Source organism: Cyclobacterium sp. L-R (assembly GCF_056859355.1).
The window spans coordinates 273,925-299,572 of record NZ_JBSXOH010000097.1 but is presented as its reverse complement, the minus strand read 5'-3'; the positions used below and the strand labels follow the sequence as shown (position 1 = coordinate 299,572).

Here is a 25,648-nt window from a genome sequence, read left to right as displayed (position 1 = left end):
ACGTGCTGAAATCGCTTCAAAATCAGCCACTTCGTTGCTGTTTTCAATTTCACCATAGCGGTGCTATGCTAAAATCTCCAAACAGCCTGATTTTCTTGCGATTGCAACACTCATCACGAATCCTATTACATAATCCGGGTTAAACTTAAAATTTTTTCTGCACTGACTAATTCTCAATAGAAACTAATTCCTAAGGAAAAGTCAAACAATTATAAAATTAGACCGGAATGATTCAACATAATGAAAACTCGAATAAACTTCTGTTTCAGAAAACCATAAGACTACTAGGTTTAATTCAAGGTGAGAAGCCAATTTTAGCTACAAAAGGCCAAAGAACAACTTCCTTAAACTATTTTTAAAAATTATGAATTGACAATACTCCAACCATATTCATTCTATTGAATAAAATTTGAATTTAACCAAACAAATATTAGATTTAAGATCAATTAACCAAATCCCAAATAACCTTGTTTAATCCATTCCTAAATCTATTAAAGGCCTCCTTTCTGGTCGGAATATGGATTATTATTTTTTCCCATGTTTGCTGTTGTTCACCAAAAAATCGAGATCCTTCACCAGCTCTCCTACCTGAGCAAGCTCTACAATTATTTGAAATAAATGATGATTTGTCGATCCAACTTGTTGCTGCTGAACCAATGGTTCAAGACCCTGTATTTACAAGCTTTGATGAAGACGGGAGAATGTGGATAGTTGAGATGAAAGGTTTTATGAATGACATTGAAGGTTCAAATGAGTTAGTCCCTAATGGAAGAATCTCTATTTTGGAAGACAGTAATGGAGATGGGACAATGGATAGAAGCACCATTTATTTAGACAGCCTTGTCATGCCCAGAGCACTTGCAGTAATTAAAGGAGGCGCCTTGGTAGTTGAAAACATGTCACTTTGGTGGACCCAGGACTTGGATGGGGACCTGAAAGCTGACACAAAAGAATTGGTTGACGCTGATTATGCAGGTAGCAATTTGCCGGAGCATTCCGGCAATGGATTGCTTAGAGGTCTTGACAATTGGTACTACAATGCGAAATCTAGGTTTAGATATAAGTTTAAAAACAACCAATGGATCAAGAACAGCACCGAATTCCGAGGCCAATGGGGAATAAGTCAGGATGATTATGGCAGGCTTTATTACAACTACAATTGGTCTCCCCTACATGCCGACCTGGTTCCTCCCAATTATTTTACTAGGAATGCAAACCACAGCACTACCTCAGGTCTTGACCAAGGACTTACATCAGATCGAGAAATCTATCCCATAAGAGAAAACTTAGCCATCAATAGAGGCTATATTCCAGGAATATTGGATGAGCAAAATCAGCTAAAAGAGTTCACTTCTGCCTGTTCTCCTTTTTATTTCAGAGGTAATGGACTTCCCAAAACTTATTTAGGAAATGTGTTCGTCTGCGAGCCATCAGGAAACTTGATAAGAAGGAATACCATTGTATCAAGTGGCATCCATCTTTCAGCAGAAGCTGTAGACATCGGGCATTCAATCATTGCATCAAAAGATGAGCGGTTTCGACCGGTGAGTTTATCTTCAGGCCCAGATGGTGCTCTATACATTTCAGACATGTATAGAGGCTTGATTCAGCATGGTGCTTACATTTCACCCTACTTGAAAGACATTACAATCAAGAGAAAATTGGTTCTCCCCACCCATTATGGGAGAATTTGGCGTGTAGCCCATAAAGATTGGCAACCAAAACCAGTTCCCAGATTATCAAATTACTCTGGACCAGAACTAGTAGAAACCTTAAAACATCCCAACGGATGGTACAGGGACATGGCACAAAGGCTTCTGGTTGAAGGAAACAACAGCTTTAATGTGCCGCTTCTTGAAGAATTGGCATTAAATTCAAAATATCACTTGGCTCAAATCCATGCATTATGGACTTTAGAAGGGCTTGAAAAATTGGATGAAAACGTCCTGTTTACATTATTGGATAATCTAGGCGCTTATCATCCAAAGGTAATAATACATGTACTAAGACTAACTGAGCAACTTGCTAAAGAAAACAATCATGTTAAAAAGCGTCTTGAAAAAATTTTCCTTAAAAATCAGGAAACCATTAGCAATGAAGAATTGGCTCTTCAGATGATTCTTACTGTAGGTAGTTTGTCAGAAGAGGTATCAAAGACCACTATTGCTAGCATCTTAAAAAACAACATCGATGAACCCATATTTAGAGATGGTGCGCTAAGCAGCCTATATAATTATGAATATTCATTCCTACTTTACCTGATAAAGCAAAACCAGTGGAAGGAGCACTCCCCATCTAAAGCCATCTTTCTGGAAATGGTCGCAACTGCCATCAGCAGAAAGAATAACGAGCGTGAAATGCTAAAACTATTAAATCTCTTAGAGCAACGCAACCTTGCAAAAGATTGGCAGGCATATTCTATTTTCACAGGCATGTCTATGGCAGGTGCCCAAAAAAAATCGGATCCAATCAAGCTAAAAACCGCTCCAAAATTCTCTAAAACTATCGATTTTGAAAAAAGCAATTTGAATACTGCGCAATGGAATAACCTATTCATTTGGCCAGGAAAAAAGATTAAACCCGACTCTTTAGTGAATATAAACAAACTGTCGGATGCAGAAAGATCCTCGTTTGTAAAAGGCCGACAGCACTTTTTAAGCACCTGTGCAGGCTGCCATGGAGGGGATGGTGAGGGAGTTAAAAGAATGGGACCTCCACTAAACAAATCTGAATGGGTGACAGGAAATGAAAGGCAACTAGCCATGATCCTACTTCATGGACTGGAAGGTACCATCATGGTAAATGGAGTAAAATACAGTAGTCCTGATATATTGCCAGTAATGCCATCTATGGCCAGCTTGGATAACGGTACTATTGCCAACATTCTAACCTATATAAGAAATGAATGGGACAACCAAGCCACAGCGGTAAAAGGTGGCACAGTAGCAGAAATAAGAATCTCAACCCAAGGAAGGGTAATTCCGTGGAAACCTGAAGAACTATTGCGTTCCAAGCCTCCGGTAAGTCCTTCAAACAAACCTTGAAAAAATTATGAAGGAAAATAAAAAAGGCAACTCTTTACCAACCTCATACAATAGCAGACGTGATTTTTTAAAAAATGCCAGCTTGGGATTGATGGCAATGACCATGCCTGAATTACCAGATATATTTGACAATACTAAACTGGGAATAGTGGTCCACTCCTATGGGAAGAGGTGGCATGCTACTCATCAGAGTAGTGATTATCCAGCATTCTCTGATGCGAGCGAACTTCTCGCTCATTGTCATAAAATCGGCGCAGGTGGAATTCAAGTTGGCATCAATGGTTGGACTGAGGGTTTTTGTCATAAAATCAGAGACCAAAGAGAAAACCTAAACATGTACCTAGAAGGGTCAATAGGAATGCCAAAAATGACAAGCCAATTGCCTGATTTTGAGAAACAAATAATTCTGGCAAAAGAGGCTGGAATCAAAGTTTTAAGAACAGTAAGCCTTGGACCTAGGAGATACGAGGCCATCCATAGCCAAGAAGAGTTTTTGGCTTTCCAAAAGCAATCTACTCTCATGCTCGGAAAAGCCGAACCGATTTTGCGGAAACATAAAATAAAATTGGCCATTGAAAATCATAAGGATTGGCGTTTTGATGAATTGTTACATTTGATAAAAGGTGTTTCAAGTGAATGGGTAGGAATAACTTTGGACTTTGGTAACAGCATTGCTCTTATGGAACAGCCCAAAACTACCACCCAACATTTGGCTCCATATGTATTCTCTACTCATGTAAAAGACATGGCAGTAAAACCCTGTTCAGAAGGATTTCTTTTATCAGAAGTGCCTTTGGGTGAGGGACTACTAAACCTAAAAGAAATAGTCAACACCTGTAAAAAGTACCACCCTTCAATTTCTTTTAATCTTGAGATGATTACAAGAAACCCTTTACTCATTCCCTGTTTGACTCCTGATTATTGGACCACACTTGAAAATGTTCCTGCGTTCGAATTATCTCAAATTCTTACTTGGGTTAACACCTATGGCAGAAACCTACCGCATATTGACTCTCTGGAAACCGAAGAGTTGTTGGCCAGGGAGGAAACCAATATTTTAACCTCATTAACATACAGCAATAAACATTTGAATCTTTAAATTAAAAACCATGATCAATAGCTTACCAGGAATAAAATTATTTGACCTAAATGGAAAAACAGCCATTGTTACAGGAGGATCCAAGGGTTTAGGGCTCGCCATGGCTGCTGGGCTTGCTTCCGCAGGAGCAAATATTCTAATCGTAAACAGAACAGAAAGAGATGGCGAAATCGCAGCTGAAGAAATCAGCAAGGGGTTTGATGTGAAGGCACTTTCCTTTACAGCCGATATATCAAAAGAAGAAGAAACCAAGGCGATGGCTGCCTATGCAATGGAGGCTTTTGGTCGCATCGATATTTTGATAAATAGTGCTGGGATTAATATTAGAGGAGCTATAGATGAAGTCAGTTTAGATGATTTCAAAAAGGTAATGGATATCAACGTTACAGGTACTTGGTTGTGTAGTCGTGCCGTAGCCCCCCATATGAAGGCCCAAAAGTCAGGAGCAATAATTAACTTGGCGAGCACACTGGGTGTAGTAGGGTTGGCTAATCGCACCCCTTATACCTCAAGCAAAGGAGCAGTGGTACAAATGACCCGAGCACTTGGAATAGAAATGGCCCCATTCAACATCAAAGTAAATGCCATCTGCCCAGGGCCATTTCTTACTGAAATGAATATTCCAGTAGCGGATGACCCTGCCACGAAGCAGTTTATAATTGGAGCAACTGCTTTGGGGAGATGGGGGGAACTAAAAGAAATTCAAGGAGCAGCCATATTCTTAGCCAGTGATGCGGCTAGTTATATGACAGGCTCCTTACTGACTGTAGATGGTGGTTGGACAGCTAAATAAGCCTATTTACTTTATTCATGGTTAGGCCAGTACTGTTGCCAGAATAAATATAATAGCCATAGCCGTAAAGGAAAGAATGACCGTCCCTAGACTATGTGACTGGTAGCCTTGTTTGATATTCATACCTGACAATTGTGTCATGGCCCAAAAGAAACTATCATTGGCATGGGATACGGCTATGGCTCCAGCACCTGTAGCCAATACGGTTAGCACTCGCATTATCTCTGTATCCAAACCTAAGGCAGGCATCAGAGGTACCATAATTGATGCTGTTGTCACCAAGGCAACGGTAGAAGAGCCTTGTGCAGATTTTAGGGCAAAAGCCATTGCAAAAGGTAAAAACAAACTCAAATTCCCTGCCGTCATAATAGAACTAATCTGATCAGCAATTCCAGAGTTTTGCAACATTTTACCAAAGACACCTCCAGCACCAGTGATAAGAATTACTGGTGCACCTATTAACAGAGCTTCACCAAACCAACCAGAAGAGGACAATACCTTTTTATCAAGTTTTTCAGGCAAACTAAAGGCCATAAAAGCACCCAATAACAGGGCAATTATAGGGTTACCAATAAATGAAATTAAAGAGGTAAATAAATTGTCACCAAAAGGCTGTGTTGGATAGGCTGCTATAGAAGAAAGGATAATGAGTAACAATGGAATGATAATAGGCATAAAAGATTTACCTAATGAAGGGTTTTTTCTTGCCTTACCTTCCTTATCAATTTCAGCGAATACAGGTTCCAAATGAAATTTTGAGACCCAATATTTACAAAAATAATAACAAGGAATTAGTGCGAGAGCACTGATAATGGCTCCAAATAATATTATTTGTCCTAAATCTGCCTCGAGTATTCCTGCAGCAGCAATAGGCCCTGGTGTAGGCGGCACAAGTGAGTGGGTAGCAGTTATCCCTAAAGTCAAGGCCACTGTGGTAGCCGCGTAGGGAAGCTTTCCCTTAAATGAAAGGGATTTATTGATCGGGTTAAGCATGATAAAAGCACTGTCTCCAAATACAGGAATCGATGAAATATAACCAGTAATCATCATTCCTAGCATTACCGATTTTTGCCCTACCCAAGACAACACTTTTTGGGCAATCACAAATGCTCCACCTGATTTCTCCAAAAAGGTACCAATGACCACTCCAAATAGAATCAACAAACCAATTCTTCCTAACACTCCTCCAAAGCCATCGGTAATGGAACTAATAATCAATTCTGCAGGCATACCTGCCATTAGACCATAAATAATTGCCCCACTAAATAAGGCAAGGAAAGGATGAATTTCAAATTTTATGATAGCCACAATTATTATGGCCAACGCCAATAGAATCAAAAGAAAAATAAACATAGATCGGTTTTTGGGTTTATATTCTATAACAAATAAAGCATTTTTATTTAAACTTTAATCGCTAAATATAAATTATATAGGATATAATTCTAAAAATCTCCTTCCTAAATTCCCCCTCTATTTGATCTGGGCTATTGAAATTATTCCAATTGGTTTAATCAGATATTGTTCTGTTTCCTCTCCAGATTGAATTTTTTTCACTACATCCATTCCTTTAGTAACTTGACCAAATGCAGCAAAGCCAAATCCATCAGGATTTCTTGTCCCCTTAAAATCCAGTTCTGGCTGCTCATTGATACATATAAAAAAAGAACTTTGCGCAGTATTAGGTCCAAATCGAGCCATAGAAAGTGTTCCATTCTTATGTTTGAGACCTGTAAACTTGGTTGTTTCAATGGCAATAGCAGGTAGCAATAAGCTATCAGCAACATTTCCACCTTGAATTACTTCAATTTTTATTTTTCGATCTGCTTCATTTTTAGGCGTGCAAACTCTAAAGAAACTTGACTTGTGGTAAGCACCACTATTAATATATGTCCGGAAATTCTCAACGGTAACAGGTGCTTTCTCTGGGTAAACTTCCACCTCAATATTTCCGACTTCCGTCACAATTTGGTATTTTTCTATTTGCTGAGCATGAATTGAAAAGCCTATTAAAACCAGCAAAATACACGTGAAAAGTTTATTCATGGTTTTTATCATATTTAGATTGCGAACTGATTCTATTACAAATTACAAAAAGTAAGGTCACGAATAACGAATTATTCTGAAAATTAAAAAAAAGCTAAAAACCAAATTTTCAACTAAACTAAGAGTAGACTATTTACACAATTAGCAGAATTTATTGTACCAAATACCTGTATAACCAATTAATCAAACTGAATTATGCATTAGAATGACAATTTATTACTTTTAGGGAAATTCCATTAAATCCAAATATATAAGTTCAATAGTAAATCAATAATATTATGTTTGAAGAGTACATAGGAGTTGTGAAAATGTTTGCGGGAAATTTCGCCCCCAGAGGATATGCCATTTGTGATGGAAGGTTATTAAAAATTAAAGACAACCAAAGTCTTTTCTCTATTATAGGAAACATGTATGGAGGGGATGGGAGAACCACCTTTGCATTACCTGATTTGCGAGGAAGAATGCCTGTTGGCATAGGAAATGGACAAGGGCTTTCACCAAAAAAAATAGGTGAAAAAGGAGGTCAAGAAGCCACCAAACTTGAAGAAAAGAATATGCCTGCCCATTCACATACATTAAATTCCAGTTCTGAAGCAGCAACTTCAAGCAATCCAAAAGACAATTTCCCTGCCCTATCTCATGTAAAAGTCAACCGATTTAAACCACCTTATGCGGTTGAGACTTTTGCAGGCACCTCAAACTCAAATATGAATGACAAAACGATTGGTTTATCTGGACAGAATGAGCCTTTTGACCAAATGCCTCCTTATCTCGGAATAAATTTCATTATTTGTATTCAGGGTTATTATCCAGCAAGGAGTTAATAAATTATTGGCAATGCGTAATTCCAGCATCTAGAAGTTCAACCGCATGGGCCGTTGGCAATTCTAATTTAGGACTTAGGTAAGGAATTCCCCACCCCATTCCTCTCATAACAAACAGTACTCCCATAAACATCACAAAATAAGGCATGGCCTTGTTCATTTTCACCCTAAAATTCATCGAAAAAATATCTTTGGAAAACATTAGCAAGATCATTACTGGAAAAGTACCCAAACCAAAAACAAACATGTAAGCCATGCCCATTACGGGGCTTTGAAGAGCTAGGGAGGCCACCAAGGCCATGTACACCATGCCACAAGGTAGAAATCCATTAAAGACTCCTGTGATAAAAAACGCTTTGCGCCCACCTCTTTTTATTGATTTTCCCAGTTGGGACTTTAATTTTATCAGAGAGGAAGATAATGTAGAACCTGTAATCCATTTTTCAGATTCCTTATAGAAAAATGCAAGTACAATGATAATTAAACCCAAAACAATAGAAACCCATTGTTGAATTCCAGCCAAGGAAAGAGAAAAACCTACCAGACCTACCAGACCTCCCAATAAAGAATAGGTCACAGCACGGCCCGAATTGTACAGCAATTTATTAAGCAAATACTTATTTCTGTCTTTACCGGCTAAGGCAAGTGCAATAGGCCCACACATTCCAATACAATGAAATGAGCCAAGTATTCCCCAAATAAAGGCGGTCCAGATCATTTAAATATCAATTTTCTTTTCTTCGAAAAAAGCAACACCATCTGCTTCCCAAGTCATTTTCATTTTCCAGTACCCTGGTTCAAGCCCTTTCAGTGACATCGTATTGGATTCAGAATCCTTTATTTCAATTTGAATTTTTTTATCCATCCGAGCATCAGAGGGTCTAAATAAATACAACTCTCCTTTGGAACCAATAGGCAACTTGAATTGAAGGGTTTTACTTGCTGCATCAAATTGCATGACTTTGCCTTCCATGGCATTGGTATTTGACACTCGATCAATATGTTCCTGGTATTTGATTTCTTCAGCATAATAATTCTCTGTAACCAGATGTATATCATCCTGCTTCACACAAATGGTTACCAGGGTCACCATCAACCCAATAAAAACCAACAATAACAATAAGATTCCATTTCCCCAGTTCATTTCGTATTCATTTTAGTATTTTTATTCTCCAACAGGTCCCATAAAACTGGTGGAAATCCTATCAATTGTCTCCCCATTTTGTTGTAATAATAAATCAACGTTTTGTTGAGGGATCTTCATATCACTTTTAGCTTTAACCAAAAAGAATCTGCCTTCGAATTTTGATTGCCCATCAAGTCTCCAATCTGTATGCCCCACTTTTTCCAAAGTAAAGGTAGGATCAGCAGGCACAAGGGTAACCTCTTGTTCATCAAAAGTTTTATTAATTAAGGTCACTTCATATAGGTTACTTATTTGTGCATTCTCTCTGGCCTGGTAAGTCATTCCTCTAAACCTGGTGACCGTAGCACCCAAATCTTCTCTTGTTGCTAATAAGGCAACAAAGCCAACAATTAATAATAGTAGAATACTAGAGTAAGCCTTTACCCTACCGGTAATTAATTTTGATGTACCCGTTAAAATACTGTTTTCCGAAGCATAGCGAATCAATCCTTTAGGTCGGTCTACTTTTTCCATGACATCATCACAGGCATCCATACATGCGGTACAATTGACACACTCCATCTGCACGCCATTTCTAATGTCTATACCAGTAGGACAAACCTGTACACAAAGCGTACAATCTACACAGTCTCCTGCAGGCTTTTCTTCCACTTTATTTTTCCTAATAGGAGCCCTAGGTTCACCTCGTTTATAGTCATAAGTAACATTGATGGATTGGTTATCGAGCAATACGCCTTGAAGCCTTCCGTATGGACATACCACAATACATGCCTGTTCTCTAAACCAAGAGAAGACAAATAGAAATATTCCAGTAAAGGCCAAGAGACCAAAAAACCCTGCTAAATTCTCCGAAGGAGAAGAACTAACAATCTCCATTACATTATCGATACCAATAAGATAAGCCATCACGGTATGAGATATAAGCAAAGAAATTAAAATAAAAATAGACATTTTAATGGTCTTCTTTCTTATTTTCTCAGCATTCCATGGCATGGCGTCCAGTTTACGCTGCTGATTGGCATCTCCTTCTATCCAATACTCAATCTTTCGGAAAACCATTTCCATAAAAAGTGTCTGTGGACAAGCCCAGCCACAAAAGACCCTACCGAATACCACCGTAAACAGGATGATAAAAACGAAGAAAATTAAAAGTAAAAATATCAGCAAATGAGTATCCTGCGGCCAAAAAACAGCTCCAAAAATAATGAATTTTCTTTCGAAAACATTGAACAGTAACCAAGGTCGTCCATCCACCTTAATAAAAGGTCCGGCAAATAATATCCCTAGTAACAACCAAGAAAAATAGGTTCTGTACTGGTAGAATTTACCAGAAACCTTTTTAGGAAAAACCCAATTTCTGCCACCATCCTGATTCACAGTACCCAGGGCATCCCTGAATTTATCTGGGTTTAGGTTTTCGTTTTTTACTGCCATTTTTTTTGAAGTTTTTATATAAAATGTCGGGTTTGAACCAAATGCCAAACCCGACTTCTAAGCCTTACTCCGCAGGTTCTACACCCAATTCTTCCTCCACCAATGCATCTACAGGTTGTTCTATAGTTGGTTCGAATTTCTCGCCTTGAGGATCCTTAGGATTTGCTGGTGAGGTACCTTGCAAAGAAAGTATATAACTGGATACTTGTTGCATTTCCTCAGGACCTAACTGGTCTTGCCAAGGTATCATACCTTTTTCAATTACACCATACTTCACTACTTTAAAAATACTTTTGATGTCTCCACCGTGAAGCCAGTATTCATCTGTGAGGTTTGGACCTACTCCACCACCACCATCCATGGCATGGCATGCGGCGCAATTGCCTGTAAACAGTTCCTTACCTGCAGCCAAACCAGGGGCTGACATATCTACTTCCACATTGGTTTCATCAATAGAAGTCAGCATCATCGCTCCCCTTGCTTCTGCTTCTAGGGCTGCTTGTTCTAGGGAGGCTTCATATTCTTCTATTTGAGTCTGACCAATTCCAAGCACAGAATAATTAAGGAAATATACAACAGCGGAGAAAATGGTCAGGTAAAACACGTACTTTAACCAAGGAGGCATAAAGTTATCAAGCTCCACAATCCCATCATAACTATGATTTAGCTGAATGTCTTTTTCTTCCTCGATCGGCCTATATTTCCCTACCACATATTTAGTCTTGAAAGATTCCCACCAGGAAGGCTCTGCTGCGAGGGCTGGATTTTCCTTTCTTAGAACCGTCATTAAAAATGACAGCATATAAACCATCACTCCTATGATGATGACAATAACTAGTAAAACGACTATTATAATGGCAAGTAACAGCAATGTATTACTGTCCATTTGTTGCATTTGTGCTAAAAAGCTTGTTTCCGTTTCCTGAGCAAAGCCAGGAACTGCCATCAACAAACACATCAGGGTGGCTCCAATCAGTTTAAACGTTTTCATTAGACTTATCGTTTTGAGGTTCATCATTGAGTGGCATTTCTTTCATGTGGTCCACATAGCTTCTATCTACCTGTAGGACCCACCAAAACATTCCAATAAAGAAAATTACAAATATCAATAAGGAAATGATGGGGTAGATCTCTATATTTTCCATTGAGCTTAAAATATCTTTTTTCATCTCTTTTTAATTTATTGGTTTCCAGAAGAACCATTTTTAATATCTGTACCTAGTCGCTGTAGGTAAGCTATCAAAGCAATAATCTCAGTATCTGGCAATACTTCAATACCAGATTCCTTCAAGCCATTTGCTATCTCCTGTGCCTGACTTTGAAGATCTTCTATTGCTTTTACATCATAGCCTTCTGCATACGGTACTCCTAACTTTTGCATGGTTCGAATTTTAGCTCCAATATTGCTATGATCCATGATATTGGTAGTCATCCATGGATAAGGAGGCATCAAGGAACCTGGAGACATGTCTCTAGGATTCACCATGTGGTGGTAATGCCAGCTATCTGGATATTTCCCCCCTACTCTATGTAAATCTGGACCAGTTCGCTTAGATCCCCACAAAAATGGTCTATCATAAACAAATTCTCCTGCCTTAGAATATTCTCCATAGCGTTCTGTCTCAAACCTAAAAGGACGGATCATTTGAGAGTGACAACCAACGCAACCATTGGAAATGTATAAGTCCCTACCCTGCAACTCCAAAGGAGTATAAGGCTGCACACTACTAATTGTTGGTACATTGGACTTCACTAGAATGGTAGGGATGATTTCTACTAAACCACCTATCAAAATGGCTATTGTGGCCAATATGGTGAAAAAGACAGGCTTTCTCTCCCATGCCCGGTGCCAAAACTCTTGCTTTTCTGGAACATGTTTGGCCAAAGCTGGTGCTTCATCCTCTTCTTCTTCAAGGAAGGACCCTGCGGCAGCTGTTTTAACCAAGTTATAAACCATCAATATCGCACCACTTAGGTAAAGTAATCCGCCAAATGCACGAAGCATGTACATTGGTACAATTTGAATAACAGTCTCAAGGAAGTTAGGGTAAGCCAAACGTCCTGTGTCTGCAAATTCTTTCCACATCAAACTTTGAGTCAGCGCAGCCACATACATTGGTAAGGCATAAAATAGTATACCTAATGTACCCAACCAAAAGTGAGTATTGGCCAATTTTACTGAGAATAATTTTGTTCTCCACATTCTTGGCCATAACCAATACAACATAGAGAAAGTCAAGAATCCGTTCCAACCTAATCCGCCAATATGCACGTGGGCAACTATCCAATCAGTATAGTGAGCAATGGCATTTACACTTTTAATAGAAAGTAGCGGTCCTTCAAAGGTGGCCATACCGTATGCCGTTACAGCTACCACCATGAATTTCAAAACAGGGTCTACCCTTACTTTATCCCAAGCTCCTCTAAGCGTAAGCAGTCCATTAACCATTCCACCCCAACTTGGGGCAAGCAACATTATGGAAAAAGCAACGCCTAAAACCTGAGCCCATTCAGGCAATGCTGTATAAAGCAAATGGTGTGGTCCTGCCCAAATATATAAGAATATCAAAGACCAGAAGTGTACGATCGAAAGCTTATAGGAGAATACAGGTCTATTTGCTGCTTTCGGCAAATAATAGTACATCAAACCTAGAAAAGGTGTGGTGAGGAAAAATGCAACAGCATTGTGACCATACCACCATTGCACCAATGCATCCTGTACACCAGCGTAAGCAGAATAACTTTTAAATAAAGACACTGGTAAAGCGAGGGAATTGAAAATGTGCAAAACCGCTACCGTTACGAAGGAGGCCAAGTAAAACCAAATGGCCACATACATGTGCTTTTCACGGCGCTTAATCAGCGTTCCAATCATATTGGCTCCAAATGCTACCCATATTATGGTAATAGCAATGTCAATTGGCCATTCAAGTTCCGCATACTCCTTAGAGGAAGTCAAACCCAATGGAAGGGTAATGACCGCAGAAAGTATAATGGCCTGCCATCCCCAAAAATGGATCCAACTTAGGGTTTTATTCCACATTGGAGCCTTTAGGAGTCGTGGCATAGAATAATACACGCCAGCAAAAATGGCATTTCCTACGAAGGCAAATATTACCGCATTCGTATGAAGCGGCCTTATCCGGCCAAAGGTCGTATAAGGATTGCCCAAATTTGCTTCGGGTAAGAATAGCTGGGTGGCAGCAAGCAAGCCTATCAGCATTCCGGCCAATCCCCATATCATGGTGGCTGCCCCGAAGAATTTTACGATCTTATTATCGTAACTAAACTTTTCAAGTGTCGTTCCTGACATATCACTTCTTTTTTTTAGGTGGTTTTTTGTTCGCTTTATTTTTTGTTTTTTGGTCAAATAGTATTCTGATCGCAGGGGTGTGTTGATCATCAAACTGACCACCTTTCATCGCTTTAAAAAAAAGCCATAAAAACCCTCCAGCCATTAATAAACTCACTCCTATCAGAATAAAGATTACTTCCATTTTATCATCTCATTATCATTTAATCCCATTCTATATGCTTTGTAATTGGTGGCAATCGTTGTAAACAAAACCACTGAAATACTACTTGCAGGCATTAAAACTGCACACAAGACCGGGCTTACTAATCCTTGAACAGCAAAAAAGATCCCTACGGCATTGTAGGTGAAACTCAAACCAAAACTGGCCTTTATTATTCTCCTACCTGTTTTTGCAAAATTCAAATACTGTGGAAGTAAGTTAAGTTTTTCTCCATCCAACACCGCATCACTAGCCGGGCTAAAATGGGATATATTGTCTGTAACAGCAATACCCACTTCACCTGCCTTGAGAGCACCTGCATCATTAAGCCCATCTCCTACCATTAAAACATGTTTTCCTTGCTCTTGTATGGCTCGAATGTGGGTCAATTTGCTTTTCGGCGACTGATGAAAATGCATGGCTACCTTGCTACCCAATACTTCCTTTAAATATTTCTCCTCATGGTTATTGTCTCCGGATAGCAATTCCACATCATAAGTTTCTGTCAAATCTGGAATCATCTTTTCTATGCCTTCACGTACCCCACTTGCAATACTGAAAACACCCCAATGCATTCCATCAATTACCAAATGTACCTCGTTACCTTTATTAACTACTTTGCTTTCGTCTCCTAAGCCTAAGAAAAGCGCCGAACCCATGCTTATGGTCTTGGATTTGTATTTAGCGGTTAGTCCTTTCCCGGAAATCTCCTCTACATTTTCCAATACCACAGGTTTGACTTTGTCTAGCCATTGATTGATTCTCTTACTCAGTGGATGATTAGAGAAATTTACCAAAGCCTTAATCATACCCTTCGATTCATCTGTTAGACTTTCACCATGGTAAGAAACAGTGGCCTTAGAAGGAGCTGTGAGTGTACCTGTCTTGTCAAATACAAGTGTATCAATTTTAGCCAATTTTTCAATTACCTGCGTATTTTTCAAATAAAAGCCTCCCTTCCCAAAGATCCTCATCACATTCCCCAAAGTAAAAGGAGTAGACATTGCCAAAGCACAAGGACAGGTAATGATCAATACCGAGGTAAAGGCCTTGATTCCCATTGAAAAGTCATTAAAACTCCAATATATCAATGCTCCAAATGCTATTAAAAGAACAGTGAATGTAAATTTTCCACTTATTCGATTGGACAAGGAAGCCAATGAGTCTTCTTGTATACTCTTAGAAAAGGTTTCATGATTCCAGAGATCAGTTAGATAACCTTGAGAGGGCGATTTCTGAACCGCTAAGGTAATGGCAGCCCCTTTTTGTCTACCCCCAGCGTATACCAGGTCTCCTTTTTTTACAGGGACAGGAATTTCCTCCCCCGTCACAAAACTATAATCGATAGATGCTTCCGGAGCTAAAAGCAAGCTGTCTGCTGGTACCAATTCCTCATTCCGTACTTTAATAATATCACCAACATTAAGTTTTATTAGCGGTATAACTTCCTCTAGGTCCTTTACCATTTTGGTAATGGCTATTGGAAAATAGGACTTATAATCTCTATCAAAAGAGAGCGTATCAAAAGTTTTCTGCTGGTAATATTTACCAATTAAAAGGAAAAACAGCAAGCCGCCTAAAGTATCTAAATAACCCTCTTGCCCAGAAATAAAGATTTCAAACAAGCTATAAGTAAACAAACTTATAATCCCCAAGGCTATGGGCACATCCATATTTACTGAGCGATTCTTTATAGCAATCCATGCAGAACGGAAATAATCTGTGGCAGAGTAAAAAACTACAGGCAAAGCCAAAAGAATATTCAAGTAATTAAACAGGTTTTTAAAACCAGTTCCAAGAAGCTCTGCCTCCGAAAAATATTCCGGGAGACTGAAAAACATCATATTGCCAAAGCAAAATCCTGCCACCGCTAATTGGTAGATAAGTTTCTTGTTGTACTTTTTGCTTATCTTTTCTTCAATATCTGATAGATTAATACTCGGTTCATAGCCAATATTGGATAGCAAGCTTACCACTGACTTCAAATTTGTTTCTTTTCTCTGGTATTTAATTTGGACCTTCTTTTTAATAAAATCCACCCGAGCATAAGTAATAGCAGGGTTAAGCTTGTAAAGGTTTTCCAAAAGCCATATACAGGACGCACAATGTATCATAGGAAGGTAAAAAGTAACATAAACCTGTTCTTCATCCTTAAAGTCTATTAACCTATTAAACACATCCACATCATCCAAATAATCAAACCGATTTTCTCTTACAATTTGATTTTTCTGATTTGTCCCTGGTGCAGCTTCAATATCGTAATAATCACATAAATTATTCTCATTCAATACCTCATAAACAGTAAGACAACCTGTGCAACAAAAACTTCTCTCGTCACGCATAAGGAGCTCATCATCACAGCTTTCCCCGCAGTGATAACAGCAGATTGTTTTGGTTTTTTCTGTTTTGCTTGGCATTTCCTGCATTTTCAGACAAGTTAATCTTTTAATATAAAAAAAAACATGATGAATGTCATTAAAAATAATAATTTATAAAGCCAGGTAAAATGATAATTTTTCGTACCAAAGTCCCCCTTTATAGAAATGAAACAGCACTTTGGCCAAATCCGCCTGATTATTCTTAGTCGTAACCAGCACCGTTTTTTGGTGTTTGACTGCATAAGACCAGAAATCACCGATTCTATTAAAGTTAAATTTAATAAATGAGGTTTCGGAAGTAGAATTGGTAACTTCTTGAATAAGCTCTTGCTCTTCTTTTAATTTAGACTTTGGTATAAATGCAGGTGATATTATAGTGGCTTTACTATTTTTAATATTGTTAGAAAATAAGTGCAAGAATTGTTTGATGATCTTGGCAGAGGCAGGACTACCATCATAGTGAAAAAGTAAGCGATCAAAAGTTAGTGATCTGTCGTAAAGTAAAACCGGTATATCACATGGTTCTTTTTCCAAAAGACTAGGCTGATCCAATCCATGAAGCCAATCCAAAACTTTTGGAAGATGTGCGGTATATAGCACAGGTTGATTACCTATGGTAAATTGTTTCTTATCGAGTGGCTGACCTAGTTCCAAACCAAAGCCCTCTGCTAATAGGACTTCGTGGTGGGCATTGATCAGTTGACTGGGAAAAGTAAATTGTGTATCTAGCTTGGTTTGCATATACCTTTTATTTTCCACAAAGCTATACCAACCAACCCAGAGCTGAATTGACAATAAGTAGGTGTTAACATGATTAATGTCATGTTTTCATATTCGAAATATTCACAATTGCTTTTCAATGGCGTTTTTATAAATCGTAGTGCAGCTTTAAAAGCTACTTATTAAACCCGGATTATGTAATAGAATTCGTGATAAGTGTTGCAATCGCAAGAAAATCAAGCTTTTGGATATTTTACATAGCACCGCTATGGTGAAATTGAAAACAACAACGAAGTGGCTGATTTTAAAGCGATTTCAGCTCGTAATAGAATGTCTATTGCATATTTCGGGTTAAAACATAGAGAGATTAACATCTCTTTTTAAAATGAAAGAGCTTATAGCATTCTTTTTCATAATAAGACTAGATCAGATCAGCTTATTCTTAATGCTAATTTCAATAATTACTCCCCTTCTGTCATTATTCCTAGATTGATAAATTATCCCGTTTTGACAATTCGAATAAAACTTGGACTGTAAGCGCCAACAATAAACAAGCGGAAAGCATACACACCTTAAAATTAAGGTAACCAACTAAATTTTTACATAATTATCTAACAATCAAATAATTAAAGAAACTTGAAGCAAATAATTATGATATATTAATATAATAATTTAAAGAAAATAATTTTTTTTATTTATATATTATTAATAATAATATGTTTACTTTTCCTAAAAATATTATATTGCTAATACAAATCAATTAACCTATAAAAACCCCCAGAAAAAATAAACACCGTTATATTTTTTCGATTAAGTTCTTCTAGTGCCTAATATTATTTTTTTAGTCCAATTGTATAAACCAAATCAATAATTCTTAAAACTAAATTTACCCAATCAACAGAATGAGAAAAAGACAACATTTTAAATTTCGCAGGATACCCCTGTATTGTGTGCTCCTTTTGGTGTCACAATTGGTATTCTTGAATCCGGCAAAGGCCACAAATGAGCTTCCTTTCACCTCGGTAAAGGCCATGGCAGATGTAATCATTAAAGGTAAAGTTACTGACGAAAATGGAGAACCTATTCCAGGTGTAACTGTTTCAATACCGGGAACTAGTAATGGTACTGCTACAGACCTTGATGGAAATTACTCTCTTTCAGTACCTGAAGGATCAACTTTGATTTTTTCCTTTATAGGCTACAATTCCAAATCAATTTCAGTAGGTGATCAAAGTATCATCAATGTTCAGTTATCTGAAAACGTCTCTTCATTAGATGAAGTGGTCGTGGTCGGGTACGGTACTCAGAAAAAAGTGAACGTTATCGGGTCCGTTACCACAGTTAGTGCAGATGAGATATCTTCGGCTCCCGTAGGTGCTGTTTCCAATGCCCTTGCAGGCCGTCTTCCAGGTGGTATCTTTATGCAAAGTAGTGGAGAACCTGGTAAAGATCAGGCCAGTATTCGAATTAGAGGGAATGCTACATTGGGAAATAATTCACCTTTGGTGGTTATTGATGGAATTATAGGCAGAGACCTAAACTCCCTTCATCCCAATGACATTGAGAGCATCACCGTACTTAAAGATGCTTCCGCAGGAATTTATGGTGCAAGAGCTGCCAATGGCGTTATCCTAGTAACCACGAAAAGAGGACAGAAAGACACCCCAACAAGAATTACTTATGGTTTTTATAAAGGTTGGCTATCTCCTACCAAATTACCGGAAATGGCAGATGCAGCAACTTATGCTACCATGATCCGAGAAAACCAGTCTTATCGTGGAGTGGATGAATCAAACATGCTTTTTTCTCTAGAAGATGTGGAGAAGTACAGGTCAGGGGACTATCCCTGGACTCATCCCAACACAGATTGGAATGAAGTAGCTTTAAGAGACTTCAGTAGCACAAATCACCACAACTTATCCGTAACTGGTGGTGGTGAAAAAGTAAGCTATTTCACCTCCTTTGGTACTCAAGCGGATGATGGTATTTACACCAATTCCAACACCTCCTACAAAAGGTACAACTTAAGAGCCAATGTAGATTTCAAAATCAATGAATATTTAGATTTGGGTGTAGACATATCGGGAATTCAGGAAAACAGAATGTACTCTGGAATGTCAACATCAAGTATGTTTCAGACTATTCGAAGAATGTACCCAACCAATCACGCTGTTTACCCAAATGGATTACCAGGACCGGATATCGAGTTTGGTTACCAACCTATGGTGATGGCTTCAGATGAGACTGGTTTTGATGATGACAAACGATTCAGGAGTAATAATATCTTCTCTGCAAAACTTAGAATCCCATGGGTTGAAGGATTGTCAGCCTCCAGTTATTTCGCTTATGACCTATATTTCCAAAAAAGGAAATTATTCCAAAAGCCCTTCACCTTATACAGTATGAATGAAGAAGCCTATTTGGCTGCTGGGAATACTGGAGTTGAAGATGGATCAGATTATATCATTGGAAGCCAAAAAGGTCCACCAGAACCTAGACTAACGGATTATTCCAATTATTCTAACACCAGTACTTTCAATTTTAAAGTTGATTATACCAAAACACTTAATGATGTTCATAATATTGATGCCTTTATGGCTTATGAGCAAAATGAAGGGTTTCAGGAAAACTTCAATGCTTACAGAAGGTACTTTGTATCTGACCAACTTCCCTACTTATTTGCAGGTGGTGATGCAGAAAAAGACAATTCAGGATCAGTAAGTTTTGGAGCCAGACAAAATTACTTTGGTAGAATCAGTTATAATTTCAAAGAAATTTACTTGTTCCAGTTTAGTTTTAGAAGAGATGGATCAGTCAATTTCTCAAAAGAAGCAGGCCGCTGGGGTAATTTCCCTTCTGTACTTGCAGGATGGCGTCCTTCTGAATATGACTGGTGGAAAAACAACTTGGGTTTAATCGATCAATTTAAATTAAAAGCCACTTGGGGCCAAATGGGGAATGATTTGGTTTCTCCTTTCCAGTATTTGGCTAGCTACGGATTTGTACAAGGATTGGCTTTGGGTGAAAACAAAACTTACCTACCTGGTCTGAGACAACAAGGAATACCTAACCCTAACATCACTTGGGAAAAGGCTAGTATCTTCAATTTAGGTTGGGAGTCTCTTTTATTTGACACCAAAGTAGGCTTTGATGCAGACTTCTTTTACGAAAGAAGAAGTGATATTCTAGTACAAAGAGATGTATCCATACCTCGTTTCGTTGGTCTTTCTTTACCTGACGAAAACTTTGGTATTGTGGACAATTATGGTGTTGAGGTAATCATGAGCTATGATGATCAAAAAGGAGATATCGGTTACGGTGTTTCTGGTAATTTTGCTTTTGCAAGAAACAGAATCGTTGAGTCTGATGAACCAGAACGTCCTGTTCCATGGCAAGTAAGAACGGGTCACCCACAAGGTGCTCTACTTCTGTACAATTCAATCGGCATCTTTAGAGATGAGGAACAAGTGAATTCAATGCCACACGTTGCTGGCGCTAGACCAGGTGACATCATCATTGAAGATTATGATAAAGATGGAGAAATCACCACAAATGACCGTCAGTTGTTTCCTTTAACGACAACACCTGAAATCACCTTTGGTCTGAACCTTAATTTTTCTTATAAAAATTGGGAATTGACTGCTCTTGTTCAAGGACATGGTAATGCCCTTAGAGGAATTTACGATGATTTACGTTCCGGAACTGCTGGAAATTACTTCCAATATGATGCTGAGGACAGATGGACCCCTGAGAATATTGACGCTACAAAACCACGTGCTTACCAATGGTTAGAAGAATATTGGAGAAGCAATTATAATACAGATTATAATTATGCCAATGTATCTTATGCTAGGTTAAAGAATTTACAGATTAATTATAGAGTACCTCGTAATGTGCTTGATTTAATTGGTCTTGAGTCTGCCAAAGTTTATGCATCAGGCCAAAATCTTTGGTTGATTTATTCGGGAAATGATATCATGGATCCTGAAGTAAGTGGAATGGGAGCTTACCCAATTATGCGGGTTGTTTCTGTTGGTGCTCAAATCTCCTTTTAATTGGCTAAAAAATATTACGTTATGAAAAGAAATATAAGTAAACTGACAATATTAGTTGCTTTGTTGCTTGGAAGCTTCTCTTGCAACGATGAATTACTGGACAGGTCACCCCTTGATAGCTATTCTGACCCTGTCGTTTGGTCTGATATAAACCTGGTAAGGTACTACCTAAACGACCTATATAACAGTGTAGAATATGGTTGGAACCAGCGTAGTCATGGTTACCAAACAGGCCTTTTTGTGGGAGAAACCACAATGACAAAAGGTGCTGAACTGACGGATTATGGAAGAGGAACCATCAGTGCCGGAAATCCAGGCACAGACAGAGGTCATTTAACCTGGCAACATTATTCCAATATCCACAAGCTAAATTTGTTTCTATCCCAAATTGATGCCCTACCAGAAGCTTACCCTCAATCAGAAAGAGCTAATATTCAAGCTGAGGTGAACGTCTTAAAAGGCGAAGCCACTTTCCTTAGGGCTGTATTTTACAGTGATATTTGCAGGTCTTATGGTGGTGTTCCCTTATTGGACACTCCTGCTAAATTGGGTGAAGACTTTTCCGGATACTTGCGTAGCACTTTTGAAGAAACCATTGACTTTATAGTAAAGGATCTGGATACTGCTGCCGATTTATTGTTACTCAAAAGCGACATGGAAATGGGTAGGGCTACCAAAGAAACCGCAATGGCGCTTAAATCCAGAATCTTGTTATTTGCAGCCAGCGATTTAACAGCAGACGGAACTGCCGTAAATGAATATGTAGGTTATGCAAACCCTAACAGGCAAGAACTCTGGGCCGCTGCCCGAGATGCTGCAAAAGATTTGATAGACCTGGGAACTGTGTCTTTAGAAGATTTTGGTGCCACCGATCAAGAAACTGCTGCTTATAATTATTTTGCTTTCTTCAAAGCCAGAGATTTGTCAAGCCCTGAAGTTATTTGGGGAAAAATGCACAGAGCTGATGATGGACCTAGGATAAACACCAATTTAAGAAATGGCTTAAACGGATTATCTTGTCATGGAAACAATGCTCCTTATGGCAACTTTGTAGACAGCTACCAAATGGCTGATGGTACAGATTTCTTTGACCATTTTAATTTTAATGCCAATGATGAATACATCAATGTATCAACAAAGTTTACAAACGAAAACCCTTACAAGCATAGAGAGCCTAGGTTCTATGGCAGTATCTTATATGACAGTGCTGTTTTCCAGCCAAGATTCGAGGATTTAGCACAAATCGATCCACTTGGAATCTACGAAAGAAGAACAAGAACAGTGATAGAAAACGGTATTGTCGTAAGCGAGCGATTTGGTTTGGATACCAGACAAGGCCCAATTTCCCCTTCCAATGGGAATTACACAGGTTACGTGATGAAAAAATTCATGGACGATGAGATTATTGGAAGAGACATGGCCAATGAAAATATCTTTGTTTGGATTCGTTATGCTGAAATTCTTTTGAATTACGCGGAAGCATCTCTGGAATTGGGAGATACCGAAACGGCCACTACTTATATTAACATGATTAGAAATCGGGTTGCTTTACCGGATTTTACGGGGGATATTATGGAAGCCCTAAGGTATGAACGTAAGATAGAGTTCTTCTCTGAAAATGTAGGTTGGTACGATACCAGAAGGTGGAAATTATTGGAGGAGAATTTTGCTCCTGACCTGTATGGTGTAGATATTAAAGAAGTCACAGAAGATGGTGTTACAACTACCACTTGGAAAAAAATATCTGCCGCACCTAAAAGAAACTTTTCAGAAAAACTATACTGGGTGCCAATTGAGCAAGACGAGCTAAACAGAGCTCCTCAACTGGTTCAGAACCCAGGTTACTAAGTCTATATGCAAATAAGAAATAGCTTTAGCCACTATAGCTAAATTTATCTCTGTAGAATAAAAGTGGTGCGCGTACAAGTAATTCAGTAAAACTGAAACCTGAGAACGCGCACCACTTTTTTTATGGCCCGTCAAAGAAGTTTCAAAAAAACACCAATTATTACGTAAATTTGTTGCACTTTCTCGTATATCTCAAGATAAATCAAAAGGTCTTCCCTATGAAACAGCATCTTACAGCAGTCATTTTTGCCATCGCAATCATTGTTTCTGCTATTGTACTTGGCAATGCCTATTGGAAACGAAATCAGGCACCTGCTAAAATCACAGTAACAGGCCTTGGAGAAACTGATTTTATATCAGACCTCATCGTTTGGGAAGGGTTATTTGAAAAAGAAGCTCTTAGCCTTGGAGACGCTTACTCTGGGCTTGAAAAAGACAGACAGGCCGTTACTGTCTACCTCAACTCCAAGGGAATCGCACAGGAAGAAATTGTCTTCAGTGCTGTTCAAACCAGACAAAACACACGCGCCGAATACAACAATGAAGGGAGATTTATGGGCAATACCTTTTTAGGCTATATTCTTAGCCAAACCATTACCATCGAATCCAGAGAAGTGGAAAAGGTAGAAAAAACGGCCAGAGAAATCACAGAGTTACTCAATAAGGAAATTCAATTTTATTCCCAGGCACCTCGTTATTACTTCACCCAATTGGCTGATTTGAAAATTGAATTGATATCTAAAGCTACGGAAGATGCAAAGCTAAGGGCCGAAATGATCGCTAAAAATTCAGGGGCATCGCTTAGTAATTTGATATCCGCCAATATGGGAATATTCCAGATAACAGGTCAAAATTCAGGAGAAGATTACTCTTGGGGAGGAACGTTTAATACCTCCGCTAAAGCCAAAACTGCTTCAATAACCATGAAGCTGGATTACAGCATCAAATAAATGCCAAAAGAAAACAAGCTACCTCCACCCCAGCTACTCAAAGAAGGACAGCACTACTATTTTGAAGATGGCTTAATGGTTTTTACCAAAGCCTATCATTTACTTCGTGGAAAATGCTGCGGCAACGGTTGTAGACATTGCCCTTACCCATCAAAAGATTTAAAACAATAATCGTAGATTATCTAAAAGTCCCTAATTCCTCAACTTTATATCCTTGTGGATAGGTTTTCCGTTTGCGAAGCGTTCCTAACATTGGCTTTTTCCTTTCTGGCAACCATCGCAATAACCTGCCGCGTAAAATCATGGATTTCTTTATGGTTTTTATTAACCAGTTAGGAGGCTTTTGGTAGCCCATCGCCTTCCTTAAAGGCGCATCCATCAAGCAAAGTGCTACAGGTTTGCCTACCGGAAACAACCATTTGGGCATATAAAAACCCAATAAAAGGTCAAGCGTCTTATTGCCTACAGCAGCATTGGAAGCATGAAATTCAAAGTGATCACGTTCATAAGCCAGATTAAATGCTTCAAAATCAGCAAGTGTTTGAGGAATATCGGTAATGTGCATCCTCCCTCCCAATTTCAGGTAATTGTTAAAAATGGCTTCTTTTTCCCCAGTAGTAAAAGGACGCCAACCCCATTGATCCATCCAACGAATCGGTTCGAAAACAAAAGTAGATAGCACATAGAGGTAATCTCTGTTGGGAATTTTGTACCTGCCATGCATATTATTGATTCGGTCAATAGCTGTACTGCCTCGCTCACTGTCTATTCCGTTTTCCAGAATTTCGTACAGTAATAACTCCGTATCATCGTAGCGTTTACGTGTATGCTTGATAAACTCGCCGGTAGCCACAAGCAAGCGAGAAACTGAGGGAACCGCAAATGTCCTGAACAAGGCAAATTCTAAAGCCTTCTCCATGTCCCATGGGAAACAATGATAAGTAAGCAGAAAGCAAATTTTCTCAAAATCTTCCTTGGGATCCAGCTCCTCTATTTGTTTGGTAAAAGGCTTGTCATACATCTATCCGAAATGTACAATTATGGCAGGAATTCTGAAAAGTTATTCCTGTATAATTTCAGCTACCACCATTTTTACGAGAATAAAAAAAGGGAATTGTTGAACAACTCCCTTTTTTTATTCCTTTTGCTTAGTTAGGACGGACTACCTTGAGAAAAACAAACGGGTAATATAAATGCCTTTTCCATCATCTGCTCCTGCATTGCTCTCTACTCCACTTGTGACATAGGTAAGTTTCCATCCATCAGCCAACATGGTATTAATTTTAGAAGCAATAACTGCATCATTAGAGGCTATGTTTTGAAAATTAATACCAGTTGCACTAAAAAAGTTTAGCAGCTTGGTTTCTTCCAGTTCATCAATTTTAATATCGGACCTCTTGATTTCCTTTTGGTTGCTTTTCTTTCCATCTGTCCTATCAGTGGTGAATTTTTCATAATTATTTTCCGACTGACTGTCAATAATTCGAGACCTACCAATCCCCATAGGTACAATAGATTCTACAACAGTAACAATCTTGAATTCCTGCTGGGCTTTAGCCTCTATCTGAGCAACTCCAACGATTATTAGGAGTGCAATCATCCCTTTTTTGATCATCTTTGAATAAATTTGAGTAAGATATGGTTGAAATAAATATAAATCTTAGACGAGATTGGATTAAAAAATGTTGTATTGAAGAAATAAAACACGGCGGACATTAGGTCTAAAACGCAAAATTCCCTGGCCATTATTTCAAATCTTGCCCAAATGGGTGCTAATTTAACTACTCTAAAGATGTAT

At 38.5% G+C, this 25,648-nt stretch carries 21 protein-coding genes; 8 read left to right on the top strand and 13 right to left on the bottom strand.

Translation table 11 applies throughout. The annotated features are described in order from the left end of the window. Positions 1 to 467: 467 nt before the first annotated feature. Genes AC13EX_RS22885 through AC13EX_RS22875 form a run of 3 tightly spaced genes read left to right on the top strand, consistent with a single transcriptional unit; the run spans position 468 to position 4,936 of the window. On the top strand, positions 468 to 3,044 hold the full coding sequence (locus AC13EX_RS22885) for a DUF7133 domain-containing protein (protein WP_482894490.1): 2,577 nt from the start codon (positions 468 to 470) through the stop codon (positions 3,042 to 3,044). Positions 3,045 to 3,051: 7 nt separating this feature from the next. After that, a complete protein-coding gene (locus tag AC13EX_RS22880; RefSeq protein WP_482894489.1) occupies positions 3,052 to 4,143 on the top strand; it encodes a sugar phosphate isomerase/epimerase family protein in 1,092 nt (363 codons plus the stop codon). 10 nt (positions 4,144 to 4,153) lie between these two features. Next, positions 4,154 to 4,936 carry an SDR family NAD(P)-dependent oxidoreductase gene (locus AC13EX_RS22875; protein WP_482894488.1) on the top strand — a complete coding sequence of 261 codons (783 nt, stop codon included), beginning with the start codon at positions 4,154 to 4,156 and terminating at the stop codon, positions 4,934 to 4,936. 21 nt (positions 4,937 to 4,957) lie between these two features. Here AC13EX_RS22875 and AC13EX_RS22870 read toward each other — a convergent pair whose 3' ends face one another. Then, positions 4,958 to 6,289, bottom strand: coding sequence for a GntP family permease (locus tag AC13EX_RS22870; RefSeq protein WP_482894487.1), 1,332 nt, complete (start codon positions 6,287 to 6,289; stop codon positions 4,958 to 4,960). A 117-nt stretch (positions 6,290 to 6,406) separates the two neighbouring features. Continuing rightward, positions 6,407 to 6,979, bottom strand: coding sequence for a peptidylprolyl isomerase (locus AC13EX_RS22865; protein WP_482894486.1), 573 nt, complete (start codon positions 6,977 to 6,979; stop codon positions 6,407 to 6,409). 278 nt (positions 6,980 to 7,257) lie between these two features. Here AC13EX_RS22865 and AC13EX_RS22860 point away from each other — a divergent pair, with 278 nt between their 5' ends. After that, positions 7,258 to 7,803 (top strand): phage tail protein, encoded by a 546-nt coding sequence (locus AC13EX_RS22860; protein ID WP_482894485.1) that lies wholly within the window; start codon positions 7,258 to 7,260, stop codon positions 7,801 to 7,803. 4 nt (positions 7,804 to 7,807) lie between these two features. On the opposite strand, the gene AC13EX_RS22855 is transcribed toward AC13EX_RS22860, so the two are convergent. The 9 genes from AC13EX_RS22855 to AC13EX_RS22815 all read right to left on the bottom strand — a co-directional run bounded on the left by AC13EX_RS22855 (position 7,808) and on the right by AC13EX_RS22815 (position 17,018). Then, a complete protein-coding gene (locus AC13EX_RS22855; protein ID WP_482894484.1) occupies positions 7,808 to 8,521 on the bottom strand; it encodes a sulfite exporter TauE/SafE family protein in 714 nt (237 codons plus the stop codon). Then, entirely contained in the window at positions 8,522 to 8,947 is a 426-nt protein-coding gene (locus AC13EX_RS22850; protein ID WP_482894483.1) for a FixH family protein, read from the bottom strand. 21 nt (positions 8,948 to 8,968) lie between these two features. Then, entirely contained in the window at positions 8,969 to 10,384 is a 1,416-nt protein-coding gene (ccoG, locus tag AC13EX_RS22845) for a cytochrome c oxidase accessory protein CcoG (protein ID WP_339717710.1), read from the bottom strand. A 64-nt stretch (positions 10,385 to 10,448) separates the two neighbouring features. Next, positions 10,449 to 11,375 (bottom strand): cbb3-type cytochrome c oxidase N-terminal domain-containing protein, encoded by a 927-nt coding sequence (locus tag AC13EX_RS22840; protein WP_048644101.1) that lies wholly within the window; start codon positions 11,373 to 11,375, stop codon positions 10,449 to 10,451. Continuing rightward, positions 11,362 to 11,553, bottom strand: coding sequence for a Cbb3-type cytochrome oxidase component FixQ (locus tag AC13EX_RS22835; RefSeq protein ID WP_048644102.1), 192 nt, complete (start codon positions 11,551 to 11,553; stop codon positions 11,362 to 11,364). Before AC13EX_RS22835 ends, AC13EX_RS22840 begins: the two co-directional genes overlap by 14 nt. A gap of 11 nt (positions 11,554 to 11,564) precedes the next feature. Beyond that, entirely contained in the window at positions 11,565 to 13,697 is a 2,133-nt protein-coding gene (gene ccoN / locus AC13EX_RS22830) for a cytochrome-c oxidase, cbb3-type subunit I (RefSeq protein ID WP_482894482.1), read from the bottom strand. Between the two features lies 1 nt (position 13,698). Next, positions 13,699 to 13,881 carry a cbb3-type cytochrome oxidase assembly protein CcoS gene (gene ccoS, locus AC13EX_RS22825; protein ID WP_048644104.1) on the bottom strand — a complete coding sequence of 61 codons (183 nt, stop codon included), beginning with the start codon at positions 13,879 to 13,881 and terminating at the stop codon, positions 13,699 to 13,701. Next, positions 13,872 to 16,325, bottom strand: coding sequence for a heavy metal translocating P-type ATPase (locus AC13EX_RS22820; protein WP_482894481.1), 2,454 nt, complete (start codon positions 16,323 to 16,325; stop codon positions 13,872 to 13,874). The genes ccoS and AC13EX_RS22820 overlap by 10 nt, the downstream gene beginning before the upstream one ends. 63 nt (positions 16,326 to 16,388) lie before the next feature. Continuing rightward, positions 16,389 to 17,018, bottom strand: coding sequence for a hypothetical protein (locus AC13EX_RS22815; RefSeq protein ID WP_482894480.1), 630 nt, complete (start codon positions 17,016 to 17,018; stop codon positions 16,389 to 16,391). Positions 17,019 to 17,899: 881 nt separating this feature from the next. Here AC13EX_RS22815 and AC13EX_RS22810 point away from each other — a divergent pair. The 4 genes from AC13EX_RS22810 (at position 17,900) to AC13EX_RS22795 (ending at position 24,021) form a co-directional block, all read left to right on the top strand. Next, positions 17,900 to 21,052, top strand: coding sequence for a SusC/RagA family TonB-linked outer membrane protein (locus AC13EX_RS22810; RefSeq protein WP_482894479.1), 3,153 nt, complete (start codon positions 17,900 to 17,902; stop codon positions 21,050 to 21,052). A gap of 21 nt (positions 21,053 to 21,073) precedes the next feature. Continuing rightward, positions 21,074 to 22,900, top strand: a complete 1,827-nt coding sequence (locus AC13EX_RS22805) for a RagB/SusD family nutrient uptake outer membrane protein (protein WP_482894478.1) — start codon at positions 21,074 to 21,076, stop codon at positions 22,898 to 22,900. 218 nt (positions 22,901 to 23,118) lie between these two features. Then, entirely contained in the window at positions 23,119 to 23,850 is a 732-nt protein-coding gene (locus AC13EX_RS22800) for an SIMPL domain-containing protein (protein ID WP_482894477.1), read from the top strand. Beyond that, on the top strand, positions 23,851 to 24,021 hold the full coding sequence (locus AC13EX_RS22795) for a C1orf53 family protein (RefSeq protein WP_482894476.1): 171 nt from the start codon (positions 23,851 to 23,853) through the stop codon (positions 24,019 to 24,021). It abuts the gene before it with no gap. A 7-nt stretch (positions 24,022 to 24,028) separates the two neighbouring features. Here AC13EX_RS22795 and AC13EX_RS22790 read toward each other — a convergent pair whose 3' ends face one another. Both AC13EX_RS22790 and AC13EX_RS22785 read right to left on the bottom strand, forming a co-directional pair. After that, on the bottom strand, positions 24,029 to 24,871 hold the full coding sequence (locus AC13EX_RS22790) for an oxygenase MpaB family protein (RefSeq protein ID WP_482894475.1): 843 nt from the start codon (positions 24,869 to 24,871) through the stop codon (positions 24,029 to 24,031). A 141-nt stretch (positions 24,872 to 25,012) separates the two neighbouring features. Beyond that, positions 25,013 to 25,465, bottom strand: coding sequence for a hypothetical protein (locus AC13EX_RS22785; protein WP_482894474.1), 453 nt, complete (start codon positions 25,463 to 25,465; stop codon positions 25,013 to 25,015). Between the last annotated feature and the right edge of the window lie 183 nt (positions 25,466 to 25,648).